Origin of the sequence: Limnovirga soli, from assembly GCF_013106755.1 — a bacterium.
In the GTDB taxonomy this organism is placed as follows: Bacteria; Bacteroidota; Bacteroidia; order Chitinophagales; family Chitinophagaceae; genus Limnovirga; species Limnovirga soli.
In genome coordinates this window covers 103,717-121,414 of record NZ_WHPF01000003.1, presented here as the reverse complement: position 1 = coordinate 121,414, position 17,698 = coordinate 103,717, and the positions used below count along the sequence as shown (strand labels likewise).

Here is a 17,698-nt window from a genome sequence, read left to right as displayed (position 1 = left end):
GCAATAACTTTTAGATGTATCGTATACTATGAAGATACCCCATTTGCGCCAAACAAACATGTATATTCTTTAGTAAAAAGGGAATAAAAAAATGGAGAATAATTGTTGTTTTGGCCCAGCTAAAAAATACATATATAGCTTTACTTGCGTCGCACACTTGTACGTTCAAAACAAGCATCAACAAACAAAAAATTAAGTCCGGAAAGTGCTTGCAAAATTCAAAGGCCAGGTTATAAAAAATTGCCATTAATCATTACTCTGTCTATTAAGTTAGCACCAAAAGCATACGGAATATAGGCAATACTGTTAATGGGTTTTGTAAAAATTAAATTCGCTTTCTTTCCAACAGAAATACTGCCGCAGCTATCGCCTAGCCCCATGGCATAGGCACCATTTAAGGTAGCCGCATTTATGGCTTCTTCGGGCAACATTTTCATTTGTATACAACTCATCGATACTACCATATTCATATTTCCGCTGGGCGAGGAACCGGGATTAAAGTCCGAAGCCAGGGCAATAGCACATCCTGCATCAATTAAATCTCTTGCGGGCTGATAAGGCATGCGCAAAAAATAAGCAGCTGTTGGTAATAATGTGCCAATTGTAGCAGCATTAGATAACAACAAAATGTCTTGCGCAGTCATCGTTTCCAAATGGTCTAATGATAGAGCGCCCAGCGCAATACCCGCTTCAACACCTCCTATACTGTTAAGCTGATTTACATGCAATTTTGGCAATAGACCATACTGTTTCCCTGCCTCACATATTTGTATGGTTTGTTGCACTGAGAAAAAACCTTGCTCACAAAAAACATCAATATAATCTGCCAGTTCTTCCGCTGCAATAGCAGGCAACATCTCCTGTATTATAAGGTCAACATATGCCTGTTGATTATTTTTAAATAGTTCGGGAAATGCATGCGCCCCTAAAAAAGTGGCTTTTACAGGTATGGGCGAATTGGCCTTTAAACGTTTAATAACGCGCAACATTTTTAATTCCGCTTCTACTGATAACCCATAACCACTTTTTATTTCTATTGCTCCTGTACCTAATAACATCAGCTCCTGTAATCGCAACCACGCAGCCGTGTAAAGTGCCTCCTCCTCTGCACTCTGTAATTTAGCAGCCGAATTTAATATACCACCACCTGCAGCAGCTATTTCGGCATAGGTAGCCCCTTTCAATTTAAGCACAAATTCATCTTCTCTGCTGGCAGCAAAAACAAGATGGGTATGACTATCGCACCAGGCTGGCAGCACAGTGGCTCCACCTGCATCAATTATTTCATTTGCCCATAATTCATCGCTTATTGTTTGCATAGAACCAAATGCTGCTATCAATCCATCTTCCAGAAATAGGTATGCGTTATTCAGCAAGGGTAATTCGCTTAATGCAGCCCCTCTCAACAGCTGGGTTTGAGGACGCACATTTGCAAGACAACCAATATTTACCACCAATTTTCTATGCATAAGCAATATTACAAAACCCCCTGTTTTTATAAAGCAGAAACTTAACCTTATATTAGAACAGAAATTAATTTTTCACCAGTACATTTATACAGGAAAACAAATTATGGTTGTACAAATAACCATACTGCTATATAAACACCATGCCTAACCAATTCAAAAAAGCGTACTTTATTTTATTAGTATTGCTGGTAATAGCCACAATAACACTTAATGCCCAAACCAGGCCAAAAATTGGACTTACACTTAGTGGCGGTGGAGCCAAAGGGTTGGCTCATATTGGTATTTTAAAAGCAATTGATTCCGCGGGTTTGCAGGTAGACTATGTTACAGGCACCAGTATGGGCAGTATAATCGGCGCTTTATATGCCAGTGGTTATACTGCAGACTCTATTGAAAAAATGGCCAAAAGTATCGACTGGGATTTATTGCTTTCCAATTCAGCTTCCTTGCGCTCACTATCAATGGATGAAAAAGAGGAGTATTTTAAATATGCTGTTGAATTACCCTGGGTTAATCATGGTTTCCGTTTACCAAGTGGTGTATTGGAATCAGAAGAATTATGGCTCAAATTCAGTGAATTTTTCTTTCCGGTATATGCCATCAAAGACTTTTCAAAAATGCCAAAATCTTTTAAATGCATTGCCACAGATGTTGCTAACGGAGAAGGTGTTGTTTTAGATAAAGGAGAGCTGGTACAAGCCGTACGTAGTAGTATGGCCATCCCTTCCGTTTTTACAGCCGTAAATTACAATGGCCGAAAATTTGTTGATGGCGGGGTGGTAAGAAATTTCCCTGTTAAAGACGCAAAAGCTATGGGCGCCGATCTGGTTATTGGAAGCAATGTATCAGGTGGTTTATTGCCCAAAGAAAAAATCACCAATGTATTTCAGGTGCTTTTGCAGGTAGCTTTTTTTAGAGAAGATGAAGATGCCGCCAAAGAAAAAAAATTGTGCGATATCTATATTCCGCATAACCTGGATAATTTCAACATGGGCAGCTTTTCTTCCAGCGATGATATTATTGCAGAAGGCATAAAAACTGGTGATAGTGTTTACCCAAAACTGCTACATATTGCCGACTCACTTACAAAAATTTATGGTAAACAAGGCCCAATTATAAGCACCTTACCAAGTGTAGATTCGGTAAGAATTACTGCCTATCAAATAAACGGTCTAAACAAAACCAATGAGTCGTTTTTTTTACACCGCATGCAGTTTGAAAATAATAAATTCTATACCCCCGCTGTAATATCTGCTCAAATAAGAAAAACATTTGGCACCCGTTATTACAACAAAATAATCTATTCATTACAACCCCTACCCGATGGATCTTGTAAGATTGTTTTTGATGTAGAAGAAAATCCATTAACATTTGCCAAACTCGGCATAAATTTTAACAGCAATACAGGTGTTAGCCTTATTGGCAATATTACTGCAAGAGATTTTGTAACTCCTTATTCCAGAACGCTTGTGACAGTAAATGTGGGTGAGAATATGCGCTTAAAAGCAGAACATACTCAGGTATTTGGTAAGTTTAAAACCTTCGCCATTACAGCCAGTTTAAAAGCAGAGGGCCTAAGCTTTACCACCTATAAAGATTTTGCAAAAGATGGACTGTACAAACAAACTTATATTGTTGCAGATGTAAATACACATTGGACTATCAGGCGTAAATGGGCATTTGGCATTGGCACCCGTTTCGAAACTTTTCATAACAAACCCAATATTACTTCGCAGTTCGAGTTTAAAGGCAGTAACAGGTTAATAAACAGTTATACCTATATCAGGCTTAATACTCTAAGCAATGTGGTGTATCCTAAAAAAGGCAGTAAGCTGGATATTGAAACCGGCTATGTATATAGTCAGCGGCAAAACCTTACGTTTTATAAAAACGGGTATCCCATTAGCAATCTGGATTCGCTGGGATTTTATTTCAATAACTTCCTGCGTACCAAATTAAACTACGAACACTATTATCCGCTTTCTAAAAAATATACCTTTTTTACCCAACTACAGGCAAGCATCAATTTTAATCAGCAACAAAGGGTGTTAAACGATTATTTTGTTGGCGGATTAACCAATACATTTCGCAATCAGGTAACATTTGCCGGTTTATCTGAAGGCATGATAAACACCAGCAGCGTTGCCGCTTTGCAGCTGGGCTTGCGTTATCAGATGTATAGCAGTTTGTTTTTACTGGGAAAAGTAAATATGGCATACTATGATTTTGTAAGCAGCAACAAAAACAGCAGTGTTGGTTTTTTATCGGGCTATAGCGTTTCCCTGGGATACAATTTTGTATTGGGACCATTAGAAGTAAGCGCCATGTATTGCGATCAGTCTAAAAAAATATTGCCCTATATAAATCTGGGTATTCCATTTTAAAATACCACTAGTCGGTTAAATAGTTACAATACCATTTTTTGTTAGCCGGCAGATAAACACCTATATAGCTTTACTTGCCACGCTCGGTTCATCGTTCGGTACTTTGTGCAACAAAAAAATACACAAAACCTATCTACACTTATCTTAAATAAAGGCATAAAAAAAGAGCCCATACAGGGCTCTTGGATAAAGTATATGTTAAGCTACTACCATCTTTTATTGTCAGAACGGCCACGGCTATAACCACCGCCACCATCACTGCTTCTTTCAGATTTCTCTTTTGCTACAGATACAGCGATGTTACGACCTTCAACATCTTTGTTGTTAAGGGCTTGCATAGCTTCTTTGCCGGCGGCTTCAGAAGGCATTTCTACAAATCCAAAACCACGAGACCTGTTGGTTTCCCTGTCCATAATAATCTTAGCAGAAGATACTTCTCCGTATTGCTCAAACAGTTTTCTTAAGTCTTCTTCAGTAATGCGAAAACTTAAATTAGATACATAAATGTTCATAAATCAAATGAATTTTAACTAATAAATGAGATACCTTTTTTGAATTAAGAATAATGCACCGTAAAGAAGAAGAAACTATTACCGCGTAGAAGTAAAAATTTTTGTCAATCTTATACTGTGTGCTTACACAGCTTAATATCAGCGGTGAAGATAGGCATTTAATAATACCACAAGGTATTTATTATTATTTTTAACCATTTACTTTAAAAACCAGGGTTTTATTGTAGAATTAATGGAATGATGCCATTTAATCCGAACGTACAAGTGTGCGACGCAAGTAAGGTTCCTATAAAAAACTACTGTTTGGCTAATAAAAAAAATCAGGCAACAGGTGTTAAAGTAAATGGATAAGCTACCTGCTGCAAAAACAGGCCTTGTGGCGGAGCTGCAAAATTGGCTTGCTTATTATGCTTATTGTGTAATAAGGCTTCAAAATCGTTTAAAGTTATGGCTTCGCGACCCACCTGTAACATAGTGGCTACCAATGCACGTACCATGCCCCGTAAAAAACGATTGGCGGCTACCTGGTATTCAAAAACAGGGCCATTAAACATCCATTGCGATTGCATAATCTGGCAATTAAATGTTTTTACCTGGCTATTGCGTTTTGCAAATGCAGTGAAATTGGTATTGTGTTGTACCATTTGTGCGGCGGTTTGTAAAAGCTGCGTATTTACCGCAAAGGGATAATAATAACCCGTTTGCTCGAGAAAAGGATTTTTTTGATTATAGATAACATATTTATAGTGCCGGGATACCGCATCGAACCGGGCATGCTGTTGTGGCTCTACCTTGTAAAATGCAGTAATAGCAATATCTGCAGGTAAAATAGCATTAAGGTTGTATTTGTTTTTGGGCGTTATAATATAATCAAAATCGAAATGAAAAAAGTTTTGCATGGCATGTACGCCAGCATCTGTACGGGATGAACCTGTTAGTGGTATTGCGGCTTTAAATATTACCTGTAAAGCTTGCTCAATGGATGATTGAATGGTTATTGCATTTTCCTGTACCTGAAAGCCACTGAATTGGGTGCCTTTATAGGCCAGTTCCATAAAATATCTTGGCATATGGCATTATTTAAGCAGGGCTTTAAAACGGTTTTTATATAAAGGATCGATAAGTTGATTTTCCAGTGTGGCAAATGCCAATTTATCATCAGCAAAAGCATAAGCCGCACTAAAGAAATTATACCTAGCTTCATCCGAAAGAAAAGAACCACTTAAAGTTTTTAGTTGGGCCACGGTTACACATTTACCTGCAAAATACTTTCGTGCCAGTTCAATCATTTTATTATCACCAGTTACAGCAAACATTTTTTTACGCAGTTTATCTGCATCTGCATCAGTAAATATATTGGTACAGTTCACCGCATTATCTGTAACGTTTACAGCATTTACCTCAGGAACAATAGCTACTTTTTTTTCTACATTTTGAACCACCGTATCTTTTAGCACTTTTGTTGAAACTGTTGCTGCGATTGTATCTGCGGATGATGTTTTATTGTAAAAAGGATTTTTTATACCAGTTGTATCTGACTCAACAGTCTCTTTAACGTCAAATGTATCTGCTAATATGGTTGTGGGTTCCTGAATAATAGTTTTGCTGCTATCGGCTGGCTGGTTTACACTGTTTGGAATGATTGGATTTACATCTGGCAGAAAAATACTGATGGTATCAGATTTACGATTAACAGTATCCAAAAAAACAATGGCAACACCACTATCCGCATAGCGTTCGCTATACTTTACCATAGGATTTGTATTTTTTACAGAATCAGTAATGGCGAGGGGGGTAGTAACAGTATCTATTTTTTCTACCCCGGCAGCTGGTTTGTTTTCTTTTTCAGCTATTGTGGGTACAATAACAGGTGCCTGAATATTAGGATCACTAACTACATCTGCAAGCATATCGCCAAACCCATTGTTTTTAGCTGTGGCCTCTTGTGCAGGTGTGGTAGTATTTATATTTTGGATAGCTAATGTTACATCAAGCGTTTGGAGGTTAAAAAGACCCCAGCCTTTTTGACCATAATTTTTTAGCGAATACCCAATGTCGTTATTGCTAACTGTGAAAACAAATTGCTGATCGGGGAATTGATTATTGGGAAAACTTATCGTGGCTTTATATTCACCATCAATTAGTTTAGGAATAATTACATAACCAATTGAAGAAGCTGTAAATACCTGCTCATTTATTTTAACCGTAAAAGCCTGCTTAGCATCAGATTGTATGTACACAAAATGGTTTTGCTGCGCATACAAATTACCTGATACCAGTATGAAAATTAAAAATATTGTCGTTACTATTTTTCTGAAATATGCAAACATGCTGCCCATTTATATTTGAAACAAAACTACATTAAAAAACGAATTAGGCAGAAACCGTGCCGCAAACAATAATGCAGCTATTTTAACCATTTACCATTTATTTAATAGTTACAAAACTAAGGAGCGGTATTTTTGCATACTTAAAAAATGAGTATGAAGCGATATATGGTTGTTTTGTTATTGTTAATTGCATCTGTTTCCAATGCCCAAATTACTGTAAAAGCCAACAAGGATGCCCCCTGGCGTAAATTATACAGGTCTGAAGCAACTAAAATAAACGATCTGGTACATACCAAACTGGATGTATCTTTTGACTATTCAAAATCATGGATGTATGGCAAAGTGTGGATTACATTAAAACCGCATTTTTATCCAACTGATTCTCTAAACCTGGATGCCAAAGCAATGGAAATAAAGGAAGTGGCACTGGTAGCAAACAATAAAACTACGCCGCTTACCTACGATTACAATGGCATGAACCTATTTATAAAACTGAATAAAACCTATGGCGCAGATGAAAAATATACCATTTATATCAATTATATCGCCAAACCAAACGAATATACCGGAGCAGGCAGTGTAGCCATTACTGATGCCAAAGGTTTATACTTTATCAATCCAACCGGTGAAGATAAAAGCAAACCCACCCAAATATGGACACAAGGTGAAACGGAAGGCACCAGCGTTTGGGTGCCTACCATCGACAGACCAAACCAAAAAAGTACAGATGAAATAAATATGACTGTACCTGATAAATATGTTACCCTTTCTAATGGCTTATTAATTGGGCAGAAAAAAAATGCAGATGGTACAAGAACAGATAGCTGGAAAATGGATTTACCCCATGCGCCTTATTTATTTTTTATGGGTGTTGGCGAGTATACTATAATCAAAGACAGTTATAAAGGAAAAGAAGTTAGCTATTATGTAGAAAAAGAGTATGCCCCAGTTGCCAGAAAAATATTTGGCTATACCCCCGAAATGATGAAATTCTTTTCTGAGAAATTAGGCGTGGAGTATCAATGGCAGAAATATGCACAAATTGTTGGCCGCGATTATGTGAGTGGCGCCATGGAAAATACTACTGCTACGCTACACCAGGAAACTGCTAACCAAAATGCAAGGCAATTGGTAGATGGAAATGAATGGGAGGAAACTATAGCCCACGAATTGTTTCACCAATGGTTTGGAGACCTCGTAACTGCAGAAAGCTGGAGCAACCTTACCGTAAACGAAAGTTTTGCCGATTTTAGCGAAACACTTTGGGATGAATACAAACATGGCAAAGATGCCGGTGATGAACACAACTACAACGAAATGCAGGATTACCTTAGCAGTAGCGGTGAGAAAAAAGACCTGGTACGTTTTTATTATAAAGACCAGGAAGATATGTTTGATGCAGTAAGCTATAATAAAGGTGGCCGAATACTTAATATGTTGCGCAATTATGTGGGCGAGGATGCTTTCTTTAAATCACTCAATAATTATTTAACAACCAATAAATTTAAAACCGGCGAGGCCCAACAATTAAGATTGGCATTTGAATCAGTTACAGGAAAAGACCTCAACTGGTTCTGGAACCAATGGTATTATGGCAGCGGGCATCCAATTGTAAAAATCGACTACAAATATGATGACGCTGCCGGTAAGGGGATGGCGATTATTCAACAAACACAGTCAGATAAAATTTTCAAATTACCTGTAGCCATTGATGTTTATACAGGTGCAACCAAACAACGCTTTAGTTTCTTTATTAGTAACAAAACAGATACTTTCCGTTTCACCTATAACCAACGTCCTGATTTAGTAAATGTTGACGGAGATAAAATTATGCTGTGGGAAAAAACAGATAATAAAACAGCAGCAAACTATGTAGCACAAATAAAATATGCACCATTATATGTTGACAGGATTGAAGCCCTAAACTATTTTGCCAAAAAAAATATGCCTGAATTATTAAAAGGTTTAGATGATGCTTATGCAGGCATACGTTCATTTACACTTAGTACCATTTCTTCAGACTCAGCCTTGTTAAGTGATGAAAACACCCTGGCAAAAATTGAAGGGATGGTAAAAACAGAAAAAGACCCTAAAACAAAAGCTAGGGCTATCGAAGCATTAGCCAATACCTACGCCGAGCAATACAAACCTATTTTTGAACAATATGTAAACGACTCTTCCTATACCATTTCAGGAGAGGCTCTATCTGGTTTAAATAATATAGACAGTGCAAATGCCTATAAGTTGGCCAAAAAATATATAAAAGATGCCAAGGGCAAATTGGCCAGTGTTGCCAGCACAGTAATTATGATTAATGGCGCAGAAGAAGATTTCGAGTTTGTAATTAAAATGTATGCAACCTTTCCGCCGGGTCAGGATAAATTTGATGCTACTTTTCCACTGTTTTATTACCTGTCTAAACTTGATGATATAGAAAAAATAAAACAAGGCATCGATCAAATTGTTAGTTTCAGAAATACTTTATCACAAACAGATCAGGAATATACTGACTATATTTTTAAAGCTGGTTTTGATAATATTGGTCAGAAAGATAAAGAGCTGGAAGACTATATTAAAAAAGTATACAAATAATTACTTCGAAGTTAATAAACAAAAAGCGCTCAAATAATTGAGCGCTTTTTGTTTATATATGCTTTAGTTTTTTTTATGAGCCATGCTTTTAGTTTGCTATCCTACTTTACTTGCGTCGCACTCTTGTGCTGTAGAATTACTATCATCAATTTAGCGTAAGCAACCAATTCAATTATAAGCTGCAAACATATCTAACCGTACAAGAGTGCGACGCAAGTAAAGCTGAACTATATTGCAATGCCGGGCTACAAATTGATTTTATTGCTCGGGGTTTAATACTGCCTGCAATACATTATTATTATCTAACAATTGATTGGCAACCGCTTTTATATCAGCAACAGTTAATGCATTTACCAATTGCTCATATGTAAAAATGCGATCCGCTGTATTACCATTAAAGTAGATACTTTGCAGTTTACCACTCCAATATCCATTTTGCTTTATTTGTACCTTGTATTGTTCCAACCAGGTCTTTTTAATCTTAGCCAAATCTTCTTCGGTTGGGCCATTCGCTTTTATTTTGTCAATTTCAATAGCGGCACTTTTAATAAGCGTGTCTACATTTTCGGGGCCACAAGGTAATTGCAATACCACCTGATAATTGCCATATGGCAACCTGCCCACATTGGCAAATATGCCACCACCATAAATGGCACCTAATTTTTCGCGCAGGTCTTCAATTATTTTTATATTCAAAACTTCGCTTAATGCAGCAGCCTTTAGTTCTAAGTCTTCTGTATAATTTACTTCGCCTGTATAAAAAGTAAGAATTAAGCTTTTGGGTTCTTTGCCTTTATATACATTAAACTGCGAATTACCTTTTAAAGGGCGTACACCATTATCCACATATGCAGCCGCTTTACCTGTAGAAGTAAGGGCCCCCAGGTACATTTCCAATAAAGGTTTTACTTTTTCAACATCAATGCTACCAGTAAAAATAAAAGTAAACTCATTGGCATTGCCAAACTGCTCTTTGTATATTTCCATAGCCCTGTTAAGATCAATCTTATCAAAATTTTCAGGCTTTGCAATTGGCGATGGAGCCAATGGATTTCCCTGATATAAGGTTTGATACAATGTATCAACAAACGCCGTTTGTGGATTTGCCATGGCAAAACTTGTTGCAGATTTTTGTTTTTCTTTCCAGGCATTAAACAATGCCTCATCCTTACGGGGCGCATTAATATATAAATAGCATAACTGTAATAAGGTTTCAAAATCTTTTACTGAGCTGGAACCATTTAATGCGGCAGTAAGTCCACCAATACGTGGAAAAACACTGGCATTTTTGCCAGCCATATACTTGTTTAGATCTGTAGGTGAGAAATCGCCAATACCCATTTGTGCTACAATACCGGCGGCATTTGCTGCATTGTATTTATCTGCCACACCATATAATGAAGTACCCCCTTTATGGAAAGAAGTTAGTATAATTTCATCGTTTTTAAAATCGGTTGGCTTTAATATTACTTTTACGCCATTGGCAAAGCCAAGTTCGGTTACCCCTAGTTGCTCATTCTTAGTTTCGCTTACAATTTTGCCCGGCTGTATTTTTGTATTTATTAAGGCTGAAGCAATTGCTTTTTCTTCTTTGGCTTTCACTTCCTGTTTCATGGCAGCCACTGTATTGGCCAATAATGCATTTTTGTCCGGAAGGGCTATTCCGCTTTCAGCAGGGCCTTGCAGGCTGGCAAAAAAATGCTGTTTTTGTTGCAAAGGTTTTGCTACTGCATTTACTTCGGCAATGGTTATGCCAGGCAACATTTGTTTGCGGTATTCAAACTCTTTTTCAATACCAGGAATACATTCCTTGGCCAAAAAATTACGAATATATTCTTCCACAAAACTTGGCGATTCGGTTTTATCCCGGTTATTATACAATTGTTCAAAATTGGCCAGCATTTCTTTTTTGGCACGGTCTAATTCATCGGCCGTAAAACCAAATTTTTTCACCCGCTCAATTTCTTTCATCATGGCAAACAAAGCCGTATCCGGACCATCTTTGCCTGCTACCGCAAACGCACTAAAACTTTGGTAGCCCCTGGCATAGCTGTTAAAATCTGCCGCGGCATACAAGAATGGAGGATTGGCGCTTTGCCTTAAGTCAGACAGGCGTTCGTTTAACAAACTGGCAAATAAATTACGCACCAGGTATTGCCTGTAATCAGCAACTGTTACATCTGGCTTAACTGGCTTTGCCGAAAATTCTACCTGTACATAAAAATTGGTAGCTTCCTTATCGGTAACAACTATTGCATTATCTGCTGTACGTTCTGGCACGATAGCTGCGGTTCTTGGCCTTGCATTGGCAGGGTTTTTAAGTACGCCAAAATATTCTTTTATTAATTGTTCCACTTTAAGAGGGTCAATATCGCCAACCACAATTACAGCCATCAGGTTAGGGCGGTACCACTCTTTATAAAAACGTCTTACTGCATCATAGCTCGCATGCTTTATAATACTGTCTTTACCAATAGGCAAACGGTTGGCATATTTTGAACCTGCATATTGCAAGGGATAAATTTTACGAAACATACGGTCATCTGCACCTTTACCTAAACGGCTTTCTTCCAGTACCACATTACGTTCCCCGTCAATCTGGTCTTTATCTAAAGAAAGGCCGCCTGCCCAATCCTGTAAAACGGTAAGGCCTTTGCGCAAATTACTGGTATCTGTTAAGGGTACTGGCAGTATATACACCGTTTCATCAAAACTGGTGTAGGCATTCAAATCGGCACCAAACTCAATACCCATATTTTGCAGGGCACTTACCAATTCGTTCTTCTTAAAATGGGTGGAACCATTAAAAGCCATATGCTCAATAAAGTGAGCCAGACCTTGCTGGTCGTTATCTTCCATAATAGACCCCGTATTAACTACCAGGCGCATTTCGGCCTTGCTTTCGGGCTTATCATTTTTTCTAATATAATACGTTAAACCATTGGGTAGTTTACCAATTTTTACAGCTGGGTCTACCGGTAATTTCTCCTGTCCGGTTTGTGCCGAAGCTATTATTGTAGATATACTAAAAACTACCAGCAATACATAGGTGATGCATTTTCGTAACATAAAAATTAATTGGGTGTTTATAAATAAAAAGGCAACGCTAAGTTAGTACGCAAAGCAAAAGTAAACTGTTAACATTTAAGTATAGTTTTCGGCAAAATCTTTTATACCGGAGTGTTTAATGGCTGTAAAATGCTGCCGGTAATTACTTTAGCACAAGTGTGCGACGCAAGTAAAGCTTAATTGTATTGTTTTGCCTTGGCTAAAAACAGTTATTCCTATATTACCTATTATAATCCACACCACTGTTAAATACTGTATTATTAGCCGAACAGTGAAAGAATCTATTAGCACCGCTTGCGTCGCACTCTTGTACGGCAACGGGTATGGCATCAAATTCAACAGCCAAAAACGGGCAATAACTATTAATTTTATAATAAAAGCAACACTATGATACAGGAAAGTTTAGCCAGCCTTTTTGAACGCGACCTTACCAAACTGGCAACAGAAATTAACGCCTATAGCAACGAAAAAATAATATGGCAAATACAAGATGGCATTCTTAACAGTGGCGGCAACCTAAGCTTGCACCTTATTGGCAACCTGAAACATTTTATTGGTAAAACCCTTGGCAAAATTGATTTTGAAAGGGAACGCGAAAAAGAATTTACCAATACCAATATTCCCGTACCAGTACTTATTGCCGAAATTAATATGACCAAAGAAATAGTAGTAGCCACCCTGCAAAAACTAACTGATCAAACGCTGGAAACAATTTATCCTATTAATGTTTTTAATGTAGAGTTGACCACTACACAGTTTTTAATACACCTGTATGGCCACTTAAATTATCATCTTGGGCAAATTAACTATCACCGCAGAATGCTGGATGTGTAATAACGTTTTAGGCATATAAATCCATAGCAGTCCGGTAGGTATTGCAATGCGCTTCAACAATTAATTTAATATCGGCAGAGTAACCGCCGCCCATGGCTACGGCAACAGGAATACCATGTTGCTGCAGGGTGTTAAACACAAAAACATCTCTTTGCCGGCACCCCTCCATACTTACTTTAAGTTTACCAAATTTATCTGTATCAAGTATGTCTACGCCAGACAGGTAAAATGCAAAATCCGGCTTAACAGTAGTGATTAAATGGGGCAGGGTTTTGTATAATAAATCCAGGTATTCTGTTGTGCCGGCACCATCAGTAAGCGGCACATCCAGATCACTTTTTTCTTTATGAAACGGATAATTATGGGCGCCATGCATGCTAAAGGTAAAAACATGGGGGTTATGCTCAAACAGTTTAGCCGTACCATTTCCCTGATGTACATCCAGATCGATAATCAATATTTTTTTTACTAATTGCTGGCTTAACAGGTAATTGGCCGCAATGGCCATATCATTCAACAGACAAAAGCCTTCTCCCCTATCAGCAAATGCATGATGGGTGCCACCCGCAATATTTAAAGCCACCCCATATTGCATAGCATATAAGCAACAATCAATGGTACCCTGCGCAATAACCAACTCCCTTTGGGTAAGCATTGGCGATTGGGGGAAACCGATTTTTCTTTGCTCTGCGGCAGTTAGGGTTTGGTGTAATAGCTTTTCAAAATAGCCAGCATCGTGTGTTAGTAAAACATTGGCGGCATTACATGGTTGCGGAACAAACAATTGTTCCTGTACAATAGTGCCTTCATGCAATAACTGAGCAGGTATCAGTTCATATTTAAGCATGGGAAACCTATGCCCCGCCGGCAAAGGATGCGCATAAATGGTATCGAAAGCAATTTTTATCATTATACTTTAACCAGTGTATTGTTTACAATGGCATAAACAGTATCTGCGGCTTTTGGTTTAATATTTACATAACCGGTAAACATGCTAAAAGCAGGTAATATGGCATATTGCACGCCAAAATAAAAACAAGGAAAACTAAGGGTTTGCCTGCTACCGGTTTTTATGCGTACACCCGGGTGTATATGCCCCGTAAACATATATGAATCCTCATTGCTAATTTGTGCCGGATCATGTACAAAACCAAAACCTTTTATACCCTGAATAGACTCATGCACTTCTATGCCGCTATTATGGTAAAAGGTATCTTTTAGTATATCGTGATTGCCTTTTACCAGTTGTATTTGTATATGCCCAATATCGTTACGCCATTTTACAAAATGTGCTATTTCCTGGTTTTGGTGACTATGAAACATATCGCCAACTATAATTAATCGGGTAGGTTTAAAATATTGAATTTGCGCAAAAAGCCTTTGCAAATCTTCCACAAAAACTGAGGTGGGTACTGCAATACCAGATTTTCTAAAATGGCCTGTTTTACCAAAATGCAAATCAGATAAAATAAGTGATTGCTCCTCCTCCCAAAAAAGTGTACGCTGGGCAGTAAGCCAGCAGGTTTGTGATTGTATATTAATAGAAACCGGAGCTTGCATAAGCGTGTAAAGATAATAGCGATGAACTGGTTAATGGTATATTGATGCATACAATTTTATGCACTGCTTCCATAAATGACAAGAGTACAAGTGAGGTACTTGCATGACATAGCAGCAAATACTTAACAAGCGGCGATGCCATGGTATACCTTAGTTGATAACACAAAAAAACCTGTCACTTTCGTAACAGGTTGTCGTATTATTCAATTGCCGTTATTAATACATTTCGGCCCTTAATTGTTGAATGCGGGTATCTTCCATATATTCATCAAATGTGCACAGTTTATCGATGGTACCTTTAGGAGTAAGTTCGATAATTCTATTTGCTACGGTTTGAATAAAAGTATGGTCATGCGAGGTGAGCAATACAATACCGGGGAAGGTTTGACAGCCATCGTTAAATGCCTGAATGCTTTCCAAATCCAGGTGATTGGTTGGTTGGTCTAACACTACCAGATTAGGATTCTGCATCATCATTCGGCTTATCATACACCGTACCTTTTCACCACCACTTAACACATTGGTTTTCTTTAAAATATCATCTCCGCTAAATAACATTTTGCCCAAAAAGCCACGTAAAAATGGCTCATCGGCATCGGTTACATGTGCCGGTACAAACTGGCGCAGCCAATCCATAAGTGGCACCCCTTCGGTAAAAAACTCGTTATTTTCTAATGGCAAATAAGCTTTTGTAATGGTGGTACCCCATTCAAATTTACCAGCATCAGCAGTGGCATTACCATTAATAATTTCAAAAAAACTGGTAACAGCAAGGGGATCTTTACTTAAAAAGGCAATTTTCTCGCCTTTATTAATGCTAAAGCTTACTTTATCAAATAGTTTACGGCCATGAACGGCTTTAGACAGGTTTTCGATATTCAGAATTTGATTACCCACATCACGTAGTGGCTGAAATATAATACCTGGATATTTACGGTTACTTGGCTGTATATCTTCTACATTCAGTTTTTCCAAAGCCTTTTTACGGGAAGTAGCCTGTTTACTTTTAGAAGCATTGGCAGAGAAACGGGCAATAAAGTCCAATAATGCCTGACGTTTTTCTTCTGTTTTTTTGTTCTTATCACTTATCTGGCGGGCCATTAACTGAGAGCTCTCGTACCAGAATGTGTAGTTACCTGTATAAATCTTAATTTTTTGTTTGTCTACGTCGGCCACGTGCGTACAAACAGAATCTAAAAAGTGACGGTCGTGACTTACAACCAACACAATATTTTCATAGTCGGCCAGAAAATTCTCGAGCCAGCCAATGGTTTCAATATCCAATCCGTTTGTAGGTTCATCCAATAATAAAATATCGGGGTTACCAAATAAGGCTTGGGCTAATAATACCCGCACCTTCATATTACCGGGAATATCTTTTAGCAAACTGGCATGGTATTGCTCGTCTATGCCCAAACTGCTTAACAGGCTTCCTGCATTACTTTCTGCCTCGTAACCGCCCATTTCACCAAATTCACCTTCCAATTCACCGGCACGCATACCATCTTCTTCGGTAAAATCGGCTTTTGCATAAATGGCTTCACGTTCATGCATCACATCCCACATATGTTTGTGACCCATCAATACCGTATTTAATACAGTACAGTCGTCAAACTCAAAGTGGTTTTGTTTTAAAACGGCCAAACGTTCGCCCTTAGAAATTTCAATTGCACCTTTATTGGGCTCAATTTCGCCACTTAAAATTTTAAGAAAGGTACTTTTACCGGCACCATTGGCGCCAATTACACCGTAACAGTTACCTTTTACAAAATTCAGGTTTACCTCGTCAAACAGTACACGCTTACCGTAGGCGAGGGTTACATTTTTTACGCTAATCATTGCTTGCTCTTATTTTCAGGGCGCAAAAGTAATGTTTAAAGGGCATATGTGCTAATTGATGCTTATGTGAGATTTAAAAAAGCAATGCACTTTTTGTAGCATCTAACGCTCAAGGGCATACTTTCTTCCCTAAAAACCCAAAACCTAATGCAGAATAAATACTACAAGAAAGCCGGTAAAAATTTTAATACAAATTGAGGGGTATACATTATCTTCAAACTATGAAAATCCGATATCTGAAAACCCAATTTTAAATTAAACACCTCATGTCTGTAACACTCATTGCCGATAGCGGTTCTACCAAATGCGAATGGTGCTTATTGGTTAACGGCAAAAAAAAGAAAATTACCACCCAAGGCATTAGCCCTTACTTTTTAACCGAAGAACAAGTAATTAGCTTATTACAAAAAGAATTATTGGGCAAGCTTAAACAAGTAGCCATTGATGAAATTTACTATTACGGTACCGGCCTTGCCAACCCGGCCAATGCCAAATTTATTAAACGCATACTCAAAAAACTGTTCCCAACAGCTAAAATAGAAGCACAGATAGATTTGCTGGCAGCTGCCCGGGCCGTATGCGGCCACGAAAAAGGTATTGCCTGTATTTTAGGCACCGGATCCAACTCCTGTTTTTATAATGGCAAAAAAATTGTAAAAAACAGTCCTGGTTTAGGTTATGTTTTGGGCGATGAAGGCAGCGGCGCCTACCTGGGTAAAAAAGTAATTCAACATTATCTCTATGGTACATTTGATGAAGACCTGATGCTGCGTTTTGATAAACATTTTAATACCAATGCCAACGAAATACTGGAGCATGTATATAAAATGCCTCAACCTAACCGTTATCTGGCTTCTTTTGCCATATTCCTGGCAGAAAACCGCGACCACTATATGATTGAGAATATTATAGAAGATGGCATCAACGATTTTTTCTTTACCCACCTGCATAAGTACCGCGAAAGCTGGTTATACCCCATTAGCTTTGTGGGTAGTGTTGCATTTGGATTTAAAGATATCATCAAAGACCTGTGCAATACCTACGAGCTGGAATTGGGTAAAATATACAAACAGCCCATGGATGGTTTAATTGCCTATCACCAATAAATA

The 17,698-nt window shown here is 38.0% G+C and carries 12 protein-coding genes; 4 read left to right on the top strand and 8 right to left on the bottom strand.

The features are described 5' to 3' along the window. Positions 1–230: 230 nt before the first annotated feature. Positions 231–1,469, bottom strand: coding sequence for an imidazolonepropionase (gene hutI, locus GD597_RS04420; RefSeq protein WP_171606614.1), 1,239 nt, complete (start codon positions 1,467–1,469; stop codon positions 231–233). Positions 1,470–1,609: 140 nt separating this feature from the next. On the opposite strand from hutI, the gene GD597_RS04415 reads away from it, so the two are divergent. Continuing rightward, positions 1,610–3,853 (top strand): patatin-like phospholipase family protein, encoded by a 2,244-nt coding sequence (locus GD597_RS04415; RefSeq protein WP_171606613.1) that lies wholly within the window; start codon positions 1,610–1,612, stop codon positions 3,851–3,853. A 206-nt stretch (positions 3,854–4,059) separates the two neighbouring features. On the opposite strand, the gene GD597_RS04410 is transcribed toward GD597_RS04415, so the two are convergent. The 3 genes from GD597_RS04410 to GD597_RS04400 all read right to left on the bottom strand — a co-directional run bounded on the left by GD597_RS04410 (position 4,060) and on the right by GD597_RS04400 (position 6,605). Continuing rightward, on the bottom strand, positions 4,060–4,365 hold the full coding sequence (locus GD597_RS04410; protein WP_171606612.1) for an RNA recognition motif domain-containing protein: 306 nt from the start codon (positions 4,363–4,365) through the stop codon (positions 4,060–4,062). Between the two features lie 320 nt (positions 4,366–4,685). Next, positions 4,686–5,435, bottom strand: a complete 750-nt coding sequence (gene truA / locus GD597_RS04405) for a tRNA pseudouridine(38-40) synthase TruA (RefSeq protein ID WP_171606611.1) — start codon at positions 5,433–5,435, stop codon at positions 4,686–4,688. Between the two features lie 6 nt (positions 5,436–5,441). Next, on the bottom strand, positions 5,442–6,605 hold the full coding sequence (locus GD597_RS04400; RefSeq protein WP_171606610.1) for a hypothetical protein: 1,164 nt from the start codon (positions 6,603–6,605) through the stop codon (positions 5,442–5,444). 243 nt (positions 6,606–6,848) lie between these two features. On the opposite strand from GD597_RS04400, the gene GD597_RS04395 reads away from it, so the two are divergent. Further along, complete coding sequence (locus tag GD597_RS04395; RefSeq protein ID WP_171606609.1) at positions 6,849–9,287, top strand: M1 family metallopeptidase; 2,439 nt, start codon at positions 6,849–6,851, stop codon at positions 9,285–9,287. 258 nt (positions 9,288–9,545) lie between these two features. Here GD597_RS04395 and GD597_RS04390 read toward each other — a convergent pair whose 3' ends face one another. Further along, positions 9,546–12,356 carry a M16 family metallopeptidase gene (locus tag GD597_RS04390; protein ID WP_171606608.1) on the bottom strand — a complete coding sequence of 937 codons (2,811 nt, stop codon included), beginning with the start codon at positions 12,354–12,356 and terminating at the stop codon, positions 9,546–9,548. 387 nt (positions 12,357–12,743) lie between these two features. On the opposite strand from GD597_RS04390, the gene GD597_RS04385 reads away from it, so the two are divergent. Continuing rightward, positions 12,744–13,190, top strand: a complete 447-nt coding sequence (locus GD597_RS04385; RefSeq protein WP_171606607.1) for a DinB family protein — start codon at positions 12,744–12,746, stop codon at positions 13,188–13,190. Between the two features lie 7 nt (positions 13,191–13,197). Here GD597_RS04385 and GD597_RS04380 read toward each other — a convergent pair whose 3' ends face one another. The 3 genes from GD597_RS04380 to GD597_RS04370 all read right to left on the bottom strand — a co-directional run bounded on the left by GD597_RS04380 (position 13,198) and on the right by GD597_RS04370 (position 16,589). Then, the gene (locus GD597_RS04380) at positions 13,198–14,100 is read right to left on the bottom strand and encodes a histone deacetylase family protein (protein WP_171606606.1); all 903 of its coding nucleotides are present in this window, start codon (positions 14,098–14,100) and stop codon (positions 13,198–13,200) included. Then, a complete protein-coding gene (pdeM, locus tag GD597_RS04375; RefSeq protein WP_171606605.1) occupies positions 14,100–14,750 on the bottom strand; it encodes a ligase-associated DNA damage response endonuclease PdeM in 651 nt (216 codons plus the stop codon). Before pdeM ends, GD597_RS04380 begins: the two co-directional genes overlap by 1 nt. 216 nt (positions 14,751–14,966) lie before the next feature. Further along, complete coding sequence (locus GD597_RS04370) at positions 14,967–16,589, bottom strand: ABC-F family ATP-binding cassette domain-containing protein (RefSeq protein WP_171606604.1); 1,623 nt, start codon at positions 16,587–16,589, stop codon at positions 14,967–14,969. Between the two features lie 266 nt (positions 16,590–16,855). Between GD597_RS04370 and GD597_RS04365 the strand changes: the two genes are divergently transcribed. After that, positions 16,856–17,695, top strand: coding sequence for an N-acetylglucosamine kinase (locus tag GD597_RS04365; protein ID WP_171606603.1), 840 nt, complete (start codon positions 16,856–16,858; stop codon positions 17,693–17,695). The last annotated feature ends 3 nt before the right edge of the window (positions 17,696–17,698 follow it).